This is a genomic window from Agrobacterium sp. 33MFTa1.1 (assembly GCF_004328495.1).
Classification (GTDB): Bacteria; Pseudomonadota; Alphaproteobacteria; order Rhizobiales; family Rhizobiaceae; genus Agrobacterium; species Agrobacterium pusense.
The window spans coordinates 1,728,449-1,742,885 of sequence record NZ_CP036358.1 but is presented as its reverse complement, the minus strand read 5'-3'; the positions used below and the strand labels follow the sequence as shown (position 1 = coordinate 1,742,885).

General features: G+C 59.4%; 12 protein-coding genes and 1 tRNA gene. 5 read left to right on the top strand and 8 right to left on the bottom strand.

From position 1 onward, the window contains the following. Positions 1 to 56 precede the first annotated feature (56 nt). Positions 57 to 392, top strand: a complete 336-nt coding sequence (locus tag EYD00_RS08890; protein WP_004442876.1) for a hypothetical protein — start codon at positions 57 to 59, stop codon at positions 390 to 392. A 154-nt stretch (positions 393 to 546) separates the two neighbouring features. Here EYD00_RS08890 and EYD00_RS08885 read toward each other — a convergent pair whose 3' ends face one another. Next, on the bottom strand, positions 547 to 1,290 hold the full coding sequence (locus EYD00_RS08885; RefSeq protein ID WP_004442875.1) for an SIMPL domain-containing protein: 744 nt from the start codon (positions 1,288 to 1,290) through the stop codon (positions 547 to 549). 178 nt (positions 1,291 to 1,468) lie between these two features. Here EYD00_RS08885 and EYD00_RS08880 point away from each other — a divergent pair. Then, positions 1,469 to 1,544, top strand: a tRNA-Ile gene (locus EYD00_RS08880). Positions 1,545 to 1,721: 177 nt separating this feature from the next. Here EYD00_RS08880 and EYD00_RS08875 read toward each other — a convergent pair. Together EYD00_RS08875 and EYD00_RS08870 are read right to left on the bottom strand one after the other, a co-directional pair. Next, positions 1,722 to 2,087: a hypothetical protein gene (locus EYD00_RS08875; RefSeq protein WP_004442874.1), complete on the bottom strand. Its 366-nt coding sequence runs from the start codon at positions 2,085 to 2,087 to the stop codon at positions 1,722 to 1,724. Positions 2,088 to 2,298: 211 nt separating this feature from the next. Beyond that, positions 2,299 to 2,931 (bottom strand): outer membrane protein, encoded by a 633-nt coding sequence (locus EYD00_RS08870; RefSeq protein ID WP_004442873.1) that lies wholly within the window; start codon positions 2,929 to 2,931, stop codon positions 2,299 to 2,301. A gap of 436 nt (positions 2,932 to 3,367) precedes the next feature. Here EYD00_RS08870 and EYD00_RS08865 point away from each other — a divergent pair, with 436 nt between their 5' ends. Then, positions 3,368 to 3,820 (top strand): hypothetical protein, encoded by a 453-nt coding sequence (locus EYD00_RS08865; RefSeq protein ID WP_004442872.1) that lies wholly within the window; start codon positions 3,368 to 3,370, stop codon positions 3,818 to 3,820. A 199-nt stretch (positions 3,821 to 4,019) separates the two neighbouring features. Further along, on the top strand, positions 4,020 to 4,580 hold the full coding sequence (locus tag EYD00_RS08860; RefSeq protein WP_034498853.1) for a dual specificity protein phosphatase family protein: 561 nt from the start codon (positions 4,020 to 4,022) through the stop codon (positions 4,578 to 4,580). 130 nt (positions 4,581 to 4,710) lie between these two features. On the opposite strand, the gene EYD00_RS08855 is transcribed toward EYD00_RS08860, so the two are convergent. Further along, on the bottom strand, positions 4,711 to 5,970 hold the full coding sequence (locus EYD00_RS08855; protein WP_034498785.1) for an AGE family epimerase/isomerase: 1,260 nt from the start codon (positions 5,968 to 5,970) through the stop codon (positions 4,711 to 4,713). A gap of 179 nt (positions 5,971 to 6,149) precedes the next feature. Between EYD00_RS08855 and metH the strand changes: the two genes are divergently transcribed. Then, positions 6,150 to 9,923: a methionine synthase gene (gene metH / locus EYD00_RS08850; protein ID WP_004442869.1), complete on the top strand. Its 3,774-nt coding sequence runs from the start codon at positions 6,150 to 6,152 to the stop codon at positions 9,921 to 9,923. A gap of 69 nt (positions 9,924 to 9,992) precedes the next feature. On the opposite strand, the gene EYD00_RS08845 is transcribed toward metH, so the two are convergent. The 4 genes from EYD00_RS08845 to EYD00_RS08830 form a co-directional block, all read right to left on the bottom strand. After that, a complete protein-coding gene (locus EYD00_RS08845) occupies positions 9,993 to 11,324 on the bottom strand; it encodes an MFS transporter (protein WP_004442867.1) in 1,332 nt (443 codons plus the stop codon). A 77-nt stretch (positions 11,325 to 11,401) separates the two neighbouring features. After that, on the bottom strand, positions 11,402 to 12,178 hold the full coding sequence (locus EYD00_RS08840; RefSeq protein WP_004442865.1) for an AAA family ATPase: 777 nt from the start codon (positions 12,176 to 12,178) through the stop codon (positions 11,402 to 11,404). A gap of 59 nt (positions 12,179 to 12,237) precedes the next feature. Then, on the bottom strand, positions 12,238 to 13,281 hold the full coding sequence (locus EYD00_RS08835; protein ID WP_004442864.1) for a zinc-dependent alcohol dehydrogenase family protein: 1,044 nt from the start codon (positions 13,279 to 13,281) through the stop codon (positions 12,238 to 12,240). A 95-nt stretch (positions 13,282 to 13,376) separates the two neighbouring features. Beyond that, positions 13,377 to 14,435, bottom strand: a complete 1,059-nt coding sequence (locus EYD00_RS08830; RefSeq protein WP_004442863.1) for an ABC transporter ATP-binding protein — start codon at positions 14,433 to 14,435, stop codon at positions 13,377 to 13,379. Positions 14,436 to 14,437 lie beyond the last annotated feature (2 nt).

Below are 14,437 nucleotides of genomic sequence, written 5' to 3'. Positions count from 1 at the left end.
TCGTCAATCGCCGGGGGATGTTCCCCCGACGTCAAAGAAACAAACGGAGTGAGTTCATGTTCAGCACCTTCGCAAAAGCCGGCCTGGCTGCCCTCATCGCCCTTGGTGGTATTTCCGTCACCGCTCCAGCTGCTTCGGCCGGCTCGGATGTACAGTTCCGAGTTCAGGTTCAGGATGGTTATGGTCATCGTCCCGGCTGGGGCCGCCCGGATCGCCCGCGCCGTGGCTGCTCGCCCTGGCTTGCGGAAGAAAAGGCAAGCCGCATGGGTCTTCGCCGCGCGCGTGTTGTTGATGTATCTCCGCGCCGCGTCGTCGTTGCAGGTTTTGACCGCCACGGCCGTGACCGCATCGTATTCGCCAATGAGCGCGGCTGCCCGGTGATCCGCCGCTAAAGGCAGCGATCCTGATCGATCTGCCGGCATCCCCGTCCCGGCAGATGGACAAAACGCCCCTCGCTTCCTGAACGGTAGCGAGGGGCGTTTCATTTTATCTGTGCTATGGCGGAGGCCGAGCCGGTGCGGGCGGCCCAAAAGCCGCCCTTGCCGATTACTGCTCGAGCGCAAAGGTGACGTTAACCACAACGCTGTAGCTGTTTTCACCAGAGGCAATCGGGACACTGTCCGCTTCCTTCGCCATGGAGGCGCGCATCATGGCCTGCGGCACCGGCATCGGGCGCTGCGAGTTTTCGGTGATCTGGATAACACGGCCGAGCTTTACGCCAGCAGCTTCGGTCAGGGTCTTGGCCTTGGAAAGAGCGTCGGCCACGGCCTGTTTGCGAGCCTCGGTGACGGTGGCTTCAGGCTTGTCGTTGGTGAAGCTGATGTCTCCACCCTGGTTGATGCCGAGCTTGACGGATGTATCGAGGATCGCGCCGAGTTTCTTCAGGTCCCGCACCCGCACGGTCAGGCCGTTGGACACCTGGTAACCGGTGATTTCGGGAGCGACATAGACGCCGTCCTTTGGCTCATAATGCTTGTAGAGCGGCTGCACCGAGAAGTTGCTGGTCTGCAGGTCACGATCCTCGATCGCCGCCTCCTTCAGCGCCTTCAGAACATCGGCCAGCGCCTTTGAATTTTCCGAAAGAGCGGCCGCCGCGGTCTCTGCCTGCTTGACGACGCTGAACGACAGGATTGCCATATCAGGAGCGATGGCCGCCTGGCCTTCGCCGGAAACGCTGATTGTGGCTTCACGCGGGGTGGCCTCCTGCGCGAGCAACTGGCCGGAGAGCGGCATCATGGCTGCTGCTGTCATTGCGGTAAGTGCAAAAAGGCGGGCCGATTTTGTCTTCATGGTGTTTCCTCGTTGATTGAGTCCCTTGAACGGGTATTGCCTTAGATTGTGTAGCTAATACGGCGGCACTGTTTAGCGAAAGCATCAATGGCTTGTCGGGCTGTAAAAATTGCGTTAGAGCGTGACCACCGGATTCGAACCATTGCGAAACCGGTGTTTCGGATAGCGTTTTCCGAAGGGGCCTGTAGCTCAATGGTTAGAGCCGGCGGCTCATAACCGCTTGGTTGGGAGTTCGAGTCTCTCCAGGCCCACCATTTTTCTTTTTTAATCAGATGGTTGTTGATTTTCTGTGCTGATCGCGGGGGTGCTGTCGCGCCGCACGCAGTATCGGTGAAAGCGCGTGGTGGGGATGAAAATCGTATCTCGCAATCTCATTCGCTGAAAGCAGCCCGGCTTGCCATTTGAAGCAAACCGGGCCGCAGGATCGGACATCAGTTGCAGACCCGCATGCTTTCGGTGTGCCAGCCGCCGTCATAGGAATTCGGAACCCGCCGGTCTTCAAACCAGCAGCGCGGCGGCGGCGGTGGCGGTTCGTAATAACGGGGGCCGCTATTATTGGCGATGGCGCCGCCGATCAGGCCACCGATGACGCCTGCTGCGAGGCCTCCGGCAATGGCTGCGCCATCATTGTGGCGACGGTGTTCGCGATAGGGCGGTGGCGGCGGGCCGCCACGGTCGTAGCCCCGATCGTAACGCGGACGGTAGGGATAGTCCTGCGCGCTGGCGCTGCCATAGGATGCGAAAATGCTGCCAGTGGCAACAAGCGCGGCAATCGTGGAAAGAATTATCTTTTTCATCGGGCTACTCCATAAGCCTGCTTCGGGAGATAGAGGCTCATTATGCCCGCATGATGGCACGGAACTGCTGAACGGCTTGTGAATGTTTCATTTTTACGGAGTTCATATTGTTCCGTTTTTTCGCAGAGCGGATCGTAGCCTGCGCTGGGCTTCTGCAACGAAAGAAGCCCGGCGGATGGCCGGGCTTCGGGTCTACAAAACTCGATTGTGATCAGAACTTCACGCCGAGGCCCACCTTGACGGTGTGCTGGTCAAGGTCGGTATTGATGCCAAATATGTCCTTGTCGCCGTAATCGTTGTAACGATATTCCAACCTGCCGAAGACATTGTCGGTGAAGGCGTAATCCAGACCTGCGCCAACGGTGTAGCCGTTGAAGGTGGCGGTGTCCTTGCCGGCGCCGGGGGTGTCGATGAAGCCGCGTGTGGCGGTCCAGCCGGCCGTGCCATAAAGGAGAGCGCGATCGAAGGCATAACCAACGCGGCCACGAACGGACCCTTGCCAGTCGGTGCCAATGTTCACGCCTGCATAATCATTGTCATTCCAGTTATAGTCGACGTCACCCTCGATGCCGAGAACGAAATTATTGTCGAACTGGTAATTGTAACCGGCGAAGGCGCCGAGAATGCCGCCATCGAAATTATCCGAGCCTATGGGGGCACCGGCCGAAAAGTCACCATTTGCCCAGCCCGCGCCACCTTGAATACCAAGATAAGGACCAGACCAGGTGAAGACCGGTAACGTTTCCTGTGCGACCGGAGGCGCCGGTGTTTCGTAGACGGCATCCGCGGCCATTGCGGTGCTGGCCGAAAGGGCCAGGAGCGACGTTACGATCAGCGTTTTCATCGTTTTCTCCCTGAGCTGACTGATATGTAGCATAGTTTAGTAACTTTTAATATGGGGTGGCTTTCGGCGGTGCCAAGGGGCGGCTTGTCGTCCCTGCCGGCTGGCCTACTTACCTCCATGCCGCGGCGTTTCGTTATGTCCCGCCATGCTGTTCTGATGCTGCGAACGTCTTCGGCGGCGTTTGGTTCCCTTCGCCGTTCTTTCTGAGGACGGCAATGCCGGCGCTATCTGTCACGCTTGGTTGTCTTGACACCGGGGGGAGCACCCATAGAGTTGTGGCTGACGGCTGCGATGCCGGTGCTTCGCGCCATATGCTAGAGGCTTGAGCCGCCGTCGAGATAATACCCCAACGACCGCCTCGCGCGGCCGTTTGTGGCTGGAAGGGCAGGGGAGGGCAGAAACGTATGGAGCTTTATTTTAGCGGAGGAGGGGCGACGTGATTGTCGGAGCCGTTCTCAGCGCCATTCTTCTCCTCACCCTTATTGCATTTCCGCGGCATCTCAAACCAGTGGTCATCTGCCTGCTCCTGATATGGGCCGGCACGGCTGCCTTTGTCATTTACGACTGGCGTCGCAGCAGCCAGCGGCTGGAGCATATCGTCGCGACTGCCGGGTTCGAGGCCGCCTGTCCGGACCCTGCATTGCCCATTCGCGTCAGCTTCCGCAATGATAACAATGTCGCGGTGCAGCGTCTGACCTACACGCTGGAGGGCTTCGAACCGGCCTTTCGAGCTTCCGTATCGTTCGATCCCTATCAGGTGAGCGAAAGGCGGATCGAAGCCGGGGAAACCTTCGCCGCCTGCCGGACATTTCGCCTGCGCAACAACGAGCGGGTGGAACCGCAAAGGCTGGAGTGGCGGGTTACCGTCATTTCCGCCGAATTTGATTGAAGAGATCACACCGGTGCCAGCAATCACGGTATTTTGAGAATTTATGCTTGGGTCCAAAGGCCCTGCATTGCAACCGCTCCATGGGCCTGCCGTGCCCCGGCTGCTTGCGAAGCGCACGGGCCGCGACGGGGCGTGACTTGTTTTCGCCGGTTTGCGGTGTCATCTGCCACACATTGGATTGATGTCGCGGGTTGATGTTTTGCGTATTTTTCTGAAGTTTTTGAAGATCACGGCCATTGGCCTCGTTGCCCTCCCGGTTTTGGCCGGCGCACATATGGGCATCGGCCAGCTGACGGGGAATTTTCATGAGGTCATTCCCGGCGAGCTTTATCGTTCGGCTCAGCCGAGTGGCAAGGACATCGCCGCTTACGCCAAGGCCTATGGCATCAAGACCATCATCAACCTGCGCGATGAAAAGCGTGAAGCCTGGTATGATACCGAAAGCAAGGCCGCGAAAAACAACGGCATCCGGCTGGTCGACTATCCGCTGAGCTCAAGCGAGAAAGTCTCGGTGGAAGATTCAGAAACGCTGGCGGCGGTGCTGCGCAACGCGGAAAAGCCTGTTCTCATCCATTGCGAACATGGGGCGAACCGCACCGGGCTTGCCTCTGCGATCTATGTTGCCGCCGTGGCAGGCAAGAGCGAGGCGGCCGCCGAGTTTCAACTTTCGCCCTATTACGGCCATGTGCCGATCCCTGGCATCGGGCGTTATGAAATGTATCAGTCCTGGGATGACTTCGAGGAAACAATCGGGTTTTGACTGTTGCTTTATCCTCGGCCCTATGCCGGGGATCTAACCGCGTTGCGTCCGGCCGATAGGCTGCAGATGCCCGGGACAAGCCCGAGCATGACAGTGGAGAAGTCTTCGAACGCCGTTGCGAACAACGCGCTTAATAAGCCCCGCCGCTTTCCCCGATCACCCTTGTCAGGCTGCCCGTAGCCGGGAAAAGCGGGATGAGGCAGGCCTGGAGGGCGTGGTATATATCACCCTTGCCGGGGAACAGCGTGTGAGCGGGAACCAGATTTTCCGTCAGTTCCTCATGCCAGCCGCCATTTTCATGGTCGATGAAGCTGTTGGCGATGGTGCTCCAGATGCGGCGGTAGCTGTCTTCATAGAAAGGGTCCGCCGGCAGGTTTTCGTTGAGGAAATGGGCCGCACCCGCCGCTTCGCACATGGGCCACCAGAGCTTTGCCCGCTTGTCGGGATTGTCGTTCCAGTCGAGCGTATAAAAGAAGCCGCCCTTTTCCCGATCCCAGCCAAGCGCCATGGACTGCACGAACAGCGATTTGGCGGCCACCGGCATCCAGTCGTGGCGGCGATCACCCAACACCCAAAGCTGGAGGAGGAGGCGCGCCCATTCCAGCCAATGGCCGGGGGTGGAGCCGGAGGGACGGAACATCTCGTTGCCGCGATAGTCCTTGTCGAGTGTCCAGTTGTCGTCGAAATGCTCCGGAACCCGGAAATCCAGTTCACCGGCGCGACGGCGGATGAGAAGATCGGCGATGCGTTCGGCCTTGCCGAGGTAGTTTTTGTCGCCGGTCACCTCATAGGCGGCCATCAACGCTTCGGTCAGATGCATATTGGAATTCTGGCCGCGATAATTATCGATGGGCGACCAGTCACGGTTGAATTCCTCGGCGATCGCGCCGTGCTTTTCTTCCCAGAAACGGGTTTCCAGCACTTCGGTAATATCGGCCAGCATCTGGTCGGCGAGCGGGTGGCCGACGGTCTTGGCGGAGGAGGCGGCCAGAAGCACGAAGGCATGGCCGTAACCCTGCTTGGTGGCGTCCAGGGGGCCGGCATCGTTAACCTGCCAGAAATAGCCGCCATGCTCGCTGTCGCGATGCCTGTTCCAGAGATAGGTCATGCCGTGGTCGACAATATCGCCACAGCCCGGACGGCCGAGCAGATGGCCGATGGAGAAGCAATGCACCATGCGCGCGGAGGCATGGATGCCGCGCACGGGATCGTTTGCCTGCAGCGGCGCGCCCTTGACATCGAGATCGAAGAAGCCGCCGGCAGGATTGAGCGCCCGGTACTGGAAGAAGTCGAAAAGCCCCTCGGCCTGTTTTACCAGCCACTGGCGGTGCCAGGGCAGGGTATTCCAGTTTCGGCTGTTGTGATCGTCCTCAGACATCGCGTCCTCCATGCGGTTTGCTGCTTCGGCTTATATCCTTGCCGTATAAACCTGTCATCTGTCAGCGATATTTCGTAACGTGACGCAACGACGCAAAGCCATGCCTGTCCCTTGAAGATATATTGACATAAACATATCTTTATGTGACTTGACGACTTGCGATCTTGCAAATCGAAATGAGGAGTGTGCCCGTGTTTGACGATCTGTTTGGCCCTGAGGGGGCAAAGCGCGACGGCGCGGAAATTTTCAAGGCGCTGCGCGAAGCCGCCAGCGAACGCATCCTCATTCTCGACGGCGCCATGGGCACGCAGATTCAGGGTCTTGGTTTTGACGAAGATCATTTTCGCGGTGACCGCTTCATCGGCTGCGCCTGTCACCAGAAAGGCAATAACGACCTTCTGATTCTGACCCAGCCGGACGCTATCGAAGACATCCACTATCGCTACGCCATGGCGGGTGCGGATATTCTCGAAACCAACACGTTTTCCTCGACCCGTATCGCGCAGGCTGATTACGAGATGGAAAATGCGGTCTATGACCTCAACCGCGAGGGTGCGCAGATCGTCCGCCGCGCCGCCCAGCGCGCCGAGCGGGAAGATGGCCGCCGCCGTTTTGTCGCTGGCGCCATCGGCCCCACCAACCGTACGGCCTCGATTTCGCCAGATGTCAACAATCCCGGTTACCGCGCCGTCAGCTTTGACGATCTGCGTATCGCCTATGGCGAGCAGATCGACGGCCTGATCGACGGCGGCGCCGATATCATCCTCATCGAGACAATCTTCGATACGCTGAATGCAAAGGCGGCGATCTTCGCCTGCGAGGAGCGTTTCGAGGCCAAGGGCATCCGCCTGCCGGTCATGATCTCGGGCACGATCACAGACCTATCCGGCCGCACGCTTTCCGGCCAGACGCCGTCTGCCTTCTGGAATTCGGTGCGCCACGCCAACCCCTTTACCATCGGCCTTAACTGCGCACTCGGTGCGGATGCAATGCGTCCGCACCTGCAGGAGCTTTCAGACGTCGCCGACACCTTCGTCTGTGCCTATCCGAATGCAGGCCTGCCGAACGAGTTCGGACAGTATGACGAAACGCCTGAGATGATGGCGCGTCAGGTGCAGGGTTTCGCCCGCGACGGCCTCGTGAACATCGTTGGCGGTTGCTGCGGCTCGACGCCGGAGCATATCCGGGCGATTGCCGAAGCGGTGAAGGATTACAAGCCGCGCCCGATCCCCGAGCACAAGCCCTTCATGTCGCTTTCGGGCCTTGAGCCCTTCGTGCTGACCAAGGACATTCCCTTCGTCAACGTCGGCGAGCGCACCAACGTCACCGGCTCGGCCAAGTTCCGCAAGCTTATCACCGCCGGTGATTACACGGCGGCGCTGGCCGTTGCCCGCGATCAGGTGGAAAACGGCGCGCAGATCATCGACATCAACATGGATGAAGGCCTCATCGATTCCGAAAAGGCGATGGTCGAGTTTTTGAACCTCATCGCTGCCGAGCCCGACATCGCCCGCGTGCCTGTCATGATCGACTCGTCGAAGTTCGAGATCATCGAGGCAGGTTTGAAATGCGTTCAGGGCAAGTCGATCGTCAATTCCATTTCGCTGAAGGAAGGCGAGGAGAAGTTTCTCCAGCAGGCGCGGCTCGTCCACAATTACGGCGCGGCAGTCGTTGTCATGGCCTTTGACGAGGCGGGGCAGGCGGATACCTATCAGCGCAAGGTGGAAATCTGCGCGCGGGCCTACAAGCTGCTGACCGAAAAGGCCGGGCTGGCGCCTGAGGACATCATCTTCGATCCGAACGTCTTTGCTGTCGCGACCGGTATCGAGGAGCACAATAATTACGGCGTTGATTTCATCGAGGCCACCAAGACCATCCGCGAAACCATGCCGCTTACGCATATTTCCGGTGGCGTTTCCAACCTTTCCTTCTCCTTCCGCGGCAATGAACCGGTGCGCGAGGCGATGCATGCCGTGTTCCTGTATCACGCCATCCAGGTTGGCATGGATATGGGCATCGTCAACGCCGGTCAGCTTGCGGTTTATGACAATATCGACCCGGAGCTTCGCGAGGCCTGCGAGGACGTGGTGCTGAACCGCCGCGATGACGCGACCGAACGCCTGCTGGAGGTCGCGGAGCGTTTCCGGGGCACGGGCGCCAAGGATACCAAGGTTCAGGATCTTTCCTGGCGTGAACTGCCCGTCGAGAAAAGGCTGGAGCACGCGCTGGTCAACGGCATCACCGAATATATCGAGGCCGATACGGAAGAGGCGCGCCAGAAGGCGGAGCGTCCGCTGCACGTCATCGAAGGGCCGCTGATGGCCGGCATGAACGTGGTGGGCGACCTCTTCGGTTCGGGCAAGATGTTCCTGCCGCAGGTGGTGAAATCCGCTCGCGTGATGAAGCAGGCCGTGGCGGTGCTTCTTCCTTACATGGAAGAAGAAAAGCGCCTGAACGGCGGCGAAGAGAAGAAGGCGGCCGGCAAGGTGCTGATGGCGACCGTCAAGGGCGATGTGCACGATATCGGCAAGAACATCGTCGGTGTCGTTCTCGCCTGCAACAATTACGAGATCATCGATCTCGGCGTCATGGTGCCGACGACGAAAATCCTCGAAACGGCAATCGCCGAAAAGGTGGATGTGATCGGCCTTTCCGGCCTCATTACCCCGTCGCTGGACGAGATGGTGCATGTGGCCGCAGAAATGGAACGGCAGGGTTTCGACATCCCGCTGCTAATCGGTGGTGCGACGACGAGCCGTGTGCATACGGCGGTAAAAATTCATCCGCGGTATGAGCAGGGGCAGGCGATCTATGTGACCGACGCCTCGCGCGCCGTGGGCGTCGTGTCGGCGCTTCTCTCCGCCGAGCAGAAGCCGGCTTATATCGACGGTATTCGCAGCGAATATGCCAAGGTGGCAGAGGCTCACGCCCGCAACGAGCGTGAGAAGCAGCGCCTGCCGCTTTCCCGCGCCCGCGAGAATGCGCACAAGATTGACTGGTCGAGCTATAGCGCCGTCAAGCCGCAGTTCTTCGGCACAAAGGTATTCGAGACCTACGACCTGGAAGAGCTTTCCCGGTACATCGACTGGACGCCCTTCTTCCAGACCTGGGAGCTGAAGGGCCGTTTCCCGGCCATTCTCGAAGACGAAAAGCAGGGAGAGGCGGCGCGGCAGCTTTATGCCGATGCGCAGGCAATGCTTGCGAAAATCATCGAGGAGAACTGGTTCCGGCCGCGTGCGGTGATCGGCTTCTGGCCTGCCAACGCTGTCGGTGACGATATCAGGCTGTTTACGGATGAGAGCCGTAAAGAAGAACTGGCGACTTTCTTCACGCTGCGTCAGCAGCTTTCCAAACGCGATGGACGCCCGAATGTGGCGCTCTCCGATTTCGTTGCGCCCGTCGATAGCGGTGTTGCCGATTATGTCGGCGGCTTCGTGGTAACGGCGGGTATCGAAGAAGTGGCGATTGCCGAGCGTTTCGAGCGGGCGAATGACGATTATTCGTCCATCCTCGTGAAGGCGCTGGCCGACCGTTTTGCGGAAGCCTTTGCAGAGCGCATGCATGAGCGGGTGCGTAAGGAGTTCTGGGGTTATGCACCGGATGAGGCTTTTGCCGGTGATGAGCTGATTGGAGAGGCCTATGCCGGTATCCGCCCGGCACCTGGCTATCCGGCCCAGCCCGACCACACCGAAAAGAAGACGCTGTTTGCCCTGCTCGACGCCACCAATGCGGCGGGTGTGGAATTGACGGAAAGTTACGCCATGTGGCCGGGTTCTTCCGTCTCCGGCATCTATATCGGTCATCCCGAGAGCTATTATTTCGGCGTTGCCAAGGTGGAGCGTGATCAGGTGCTGGATTATGCGCGCCGCAAGGATATGCCGGTTGAGGAAGTGGAGCGCTGGCTCGGTCCGGTGCTCAACTACGTGCCGACGAACGGCGAGGAGAAAATCGATAGCGCGGCCTGATGGTTCACGCATTGCCGGGACAAATAAAAAGCGCGGGTCTTGCCCGCGCTTTTTTGTTTACTGTGGAACCTACGACCGCAACGCCGCCAGTTCCTCAATGCCGACATGGCTCTCTATCTCGCTGCCGCGCAGATAGAGGTAGAGACCGATCGCGAAGGCGAGGACGGCGATGAAGACCAGATACCAGGCGTGGGCCATGGGGTTGATCGCAAGCGCCGTCGTCACGCCGATCGGCGTCAGCCCGCCGAAGACGGCATAAGAGACGTTGTAGGCGAAGGAGAGGCCGGAAAAACGGACGGATGCCGGAAACGCCCGCACCATGACATAGGGCACCGCACCGGCCATGCCGACCGAAAGGCCCATGACGCCGTAAAGCAAGAACATGGTCTGAAGCGAGGTGCCGGCGTAGCTGTAGAAGGTGAAGGTGGCGATACCGAAGAAGATGCTGGCGCCCATGAAGAAGAGGCCGGAGCCGATACGGTCGATCAGCGCCCCGGCAATGATGACGCCGAAGATCAGGAACAGCGTGCCGAAGCTGGTGCCGGCGAGCGCCTGCGTTGGCGTATAGCCGTAGAGCTTTTGCAGGAAGGTCGCCGTCATCAGCGTGGTGACGACGATTGCCGCTGACAGAACCCAGGTCAGCAGGGCGGAGATGATCACGCCGCGCATATGGTGCTTCAGCACCAGCCCGAGCGGCAGCTTGTCCGTCAGTGACTTCGACTTCTTCATTTCCATGAAGATCGGTGTCTCTTCCAGCCAGCGGCGCAGATAAACGGCGATGAGGCCGAAAATGCCGCCGAGCAGGAAGGGAATGCGCCAGGCGTAACCGGCCACGTCTTCCGGCGTGAAAAGCGAATTGATGGCAAAGGCGATCAACGAGCCCAGCATGATGCCAAAGGAAAGACCGGAGGTGAGGAAACCACAGGCGAGGCCGACGCGGCGGAAGGGCACGTGTTCGGCAACGAAGGTCCAGGCGCCGGGCACTTCACCGCCGATGGCGGCACCCTGCAGCATGCGCAGGATGATGAGCAGGATGGGAGCGGCCACGCCAATGGTGGCGTAGGTCGGCATCAGTGCCATGCCCAGCGTGGAAAGAGCCATCAAGAGGATCGAGAAAGCGAAGACACGCTTGCGGCCGTAACGGTCGCCATAATGCGCCAGTACGATACCGCCCAGCGGCCGCACCAGATAACCGGCGGCAAAGATGCCGAAGGTCTGGATCATCACCAGCCAATCCGGCATCTCAGGCGGGAAGAACAGATGGCCGATCACGGTCGCGAAAAATACGAAAATGATGAAGTCGTAAAATTCGAGCGCACCGCCCAGGGCCGAAAGGCCGAGCGTTTTGTAATCCTGGCTATTGAGGGGCCGGGCTGCCGCCGGTGTGGTGGTGGGAGACATGAGGCTGCTTCTTTTCTAAATTTCGTATTACTTATGGGAATGCGGCAAGCGCAGCGCGATTTCAAGCCTTATGCTGTTCAATCACTCAGGTATTTCGATGGGCTGTCGAGAAAGCGCCGCAGGAAGATTATGGTCTCCAACTCGTCATAAAGACGTTCGGTGATGCCATCCTCGTCGAAATGATAAATCGTTGCCTCTGGAATGGCCAGAAGGACGGGCGAATGGGTGGCGATGATCAATTGCCCGCCTCGATCGGCCGCATGGCGGATGAGCGCGGCGAGTTCGAGCTGTTTCTGCATTGAAAGCGGGCTTTCCGGTTCATCCAGAAAATAAAGACCGGCACCGTGCAACCTCTGCTGCATGATGTCCATAAACCCTTCGCCGTGGGAACGGCGGTCGAGTATATTGTTCCTGACGATCCTGCGAAATGTCTCGGGCGTTTCCTCTGGAAAATCCTCGCCTTTTTTCAGTGCCTTTTCCCGCTCCCAGCGAAAATCGTCCAGCGCTTCCTCATTCTGGCGGCGGATATAACCAAGCACGTCTTCGGCGCGCAGAAACATGCGGATTTTCGGATATTTCTTGCGGGCGAAATAGAACGACTTCGCCACGGTCTCGGCGTGCTGAAGGTAAAGGTCGCCGGTTACCTGACCGTGATTGCCGATGGCATAGGCAGTCATTCCCGCCGCCAGTCCTTCCAGCAGTGTTGATTTGCCCGAACCGTTATTGCCGGCGAAAAAGGTGATCGGCGTCTTGAACTCAAGACGTTGCAGATGGCGCAGCGCAGGGACGGAGAAGGGATAGACGTCGCTTCCGTCGAGGTTCTCTTTTGTGGTTACGCTATCGAGAAACAGCATGTTGGGCTCCTCCTGACGGAAGACACTTAAACGGTGCCCCGTGTCAAAAGCCATTATCCCTATTCGAAACGGTCGATGATGCTGATGCCGCTTTCCCTGAAGCTGTCCATGGCGGGCAGGGCGGTTGCGGCCTCGGAAAGCGTGATGTGGCGGCCGATCAGCTTTTCCGGCGCGAGCCTGCCGCTTTCGATCATAGCCAGCATGTCCTCATAACGCCACGCCTGCATGCCGTGGCTACCATAGATCTCCAGCTCATGCGCGATCACCCGCGCCATGGGAATGGCGGGCATGGCGTGGTCGGCGAGCATGAGCCCCACCTGCACATGGCGGCCGCGCCGGCGCAGGTTGCTGATGGAGTTGCAGCAGGTCTGCGGGTGGCCGAGCGCATCGACAGAGACATGTGCACCGCCACCCGTCACCTCGCGAACCGCCTCGGCAACATCGGCAACCGCGCGGCTGTTGATGGTGGCGGTCGCGCCGAGCTGCCGCGCAAGTTCGAGCTTGTCTTCGGCAATGTCGATGGCGACGACCTGCGCGCCGAGGCCGGCGCCGATCATGATGGCGGAGAGGCCGACGCCGCCGCAGCCATGCACCGCCAGCCATTCGCCGCCCTTCAGGCGTCCCTGATCGGTTACGGCACGGAAGGAGGTGGCGAAACGGCAACCGAGGCCGGCGGCGGTGGCGTAGCTCATCGTATCCGGCAGATGCACGAGGTTCTGATCGGCATAATCGATGGCGACATATTCGGCGAAGGAGCCCCAATGGGTGAAGCCGGGCTGGAACTGCGCCTCGCAGACCTGCTGGTTGCCGGAGCGGCATTCATGGCAATGACCGCAGCCGGAGACGAAGGGCACGGTGACGCGGTCGCCGGTCTTGAAGCGGGTGACGTTTTTGCCGACAGCGGCAATCACCCCGGCGAATTCGTGGCCGGGAACATGCGGCAGGCGAATATCCGGGTCATGTCCCATCCAACCGTGCCAATCACTTCGGCAAAGGCCGGTGGCCTTTACCTCGATGACCACACCGCCATCTGTCGGTTCCGGATCCGGCAGGGACGCGACAACGGGGGTCTCACCGAATCGTTCGTAATAAAGCGCGCGCATCATGGCCTCACATCGTTGGTATGCAGGTTCGAAGTCATACCTGCTCTACCATCTCCCGCAAATGGGCGAAGCGGTTTTGCGTCTGGAAAAGCGTTTTAGTCCTTGATGAGCATCAGGTCGCCGGCTGCGAATTTCAGCGTGACCTGCTCACCGACGGCGGGCGGTGCTGTGCCGGGATCGTTGAACATGTCGAATGACAGCGTGGATCCGCCGAGATCGAGGCGGGTGCGGATGACCGAGCCGAGGAACTGGCTGGAGGTGACCGTGCCGGAAATGGCGACATCGCCTTTCGCGTCGCTGCCGAGCGAACCCGCTTCAGGGCGCAGGGCAAGGGTGATTTTTTCGCCGTTTGCCGCATTGACCGGCTTTTGCAGGGTGATCTGCTGCTCCCCGACCTGGATGGTGTTGGATGAGGAGTCCGCCACGATCGCGTCGATGAGGTTCAGCGTGCCCACGAAGGAAGCGACGAAGCGGGTCGCGGGCGTGTTGTAGATATCAAAGGGCGAGCCGATCTGGTCGGCGCGGCCGGCATTCATGACAACGATGCGGTCGGAAATCGACAGGGCCTCTTCCTGATCGTGGGTCACGAAAATGGTAGTGATGCCGAGTTTCTGCTGAATCTGACGGATTTCCTCGCGCAGCGAAACACGGATCTTGGCGTCGAGTGCCGAGAGCGGTTCGTCCAGCAAAAGCACTTCCGGCTTCGGCGCGAGCGCACGGGCCAACGCCACGCGTTGCTGTTGGCCACCCGACATCTGGTAGGGATAACGGTCAGCCAGATGCTCCAGGTGGATGAGCTGGAGCATTTCTTTCACGCGCGCGTCGATTTCGGCTTTCGGTTTGCCAGCGACTTTCAGGCCGAAGGCGACGTTTTCATAGACGTTCATGTTCGGGAACAGCGCATAAGCCTGGAACACCATGCCAATATTGCGCTGGTTGGGCCGGAGCGTTGTCTGGTCCTTGCCGTTGATGACGATCGACCCTCCGGTCGGGATTTCGAAACCGGCGATCATGCGCAGTACCGTGGTCTTGCCGCAGCCCGATGGCCCGAGGAAGGAGACGAACTCGCCCTTTTCGATGGCCATGTTGAAATCATGTACGACCTGGACGGAGCCGAAGGATTTCTTGATGTTGCTAAGTGTCAAAAAGCTCATGA

What these genes read in the sequence shown, in the direction of transcription:
- EYD00_RS08835 (WP_004442864.1), bottom strand. Translation starts at nt 13,281, where the DNA reads ATGCGCGCGCTTTATTACGAACGATTCGGTGAGACCCCCGTTGTCGCG.
- EYD00_RS08890 (WP_004442876.1), top strand. Translation starts at nt 57, where the DNA reads ATGTTCAGCACCTTCGCAAAAGCCGGCCTGGCTGCCCTCATCGCCCTT.
- EYD00_RS08870 (WP_004442873.1), bottom strand. Translation starts at nt 2,931, where the DNA reads ATGAAAACGCTGATCGTAACGTCGCTCCTGGCCCTTTCGGCCAGCACC.
- EYD00_RS08855 (WP_034498785.1), bottom strand. Translation starts at nt 5,970, where the DNA reads ATGGAGGACGCGATGTCTGAGGACGATCACAACAGCCGAAACTGGAAT.
- EYD00_RS08845 (WP_004442867.1), bottom strand. Translation starts at nt 11,324, where the DNA reads ATGTCTCCCACCACCACACCGGCGGCAGCCCGGCCCCTCAATAGCCAG.
- EYD00_RS08885 (WP_004442875.1), bottom strand. Translation starts at nt 1,290, where the DNA reads ATGAAGACAAAATCGGCCCGCCTTTTTGCACTTACCGCAATGACAGCA.
- EYD00_RS08840 (WP_004442865.1), bottom strand. Translation starts at nt 12,178, where the DNA reads ATGCTGTTTCTCGATAGCGTAACCACAAAAGAGAACCTCGACGGAAGC.
- EYD00_RS08830 (WP_004442863.1), bottom strand. Translation starts at nt 14,435, where the DNA reads ATGAGCTTTTTGACACTTAGCAACATCAAGAAATCCTTCGGCTCCGTC.
- EYD00_RS08875 (WP_004442874.1), bottom strand. Translation starts at nt 2,087, where the DNA reads ATGAAAAAGATAATTCTTTCCACGATTGCCGCGCTTGTTGCCACTGGC.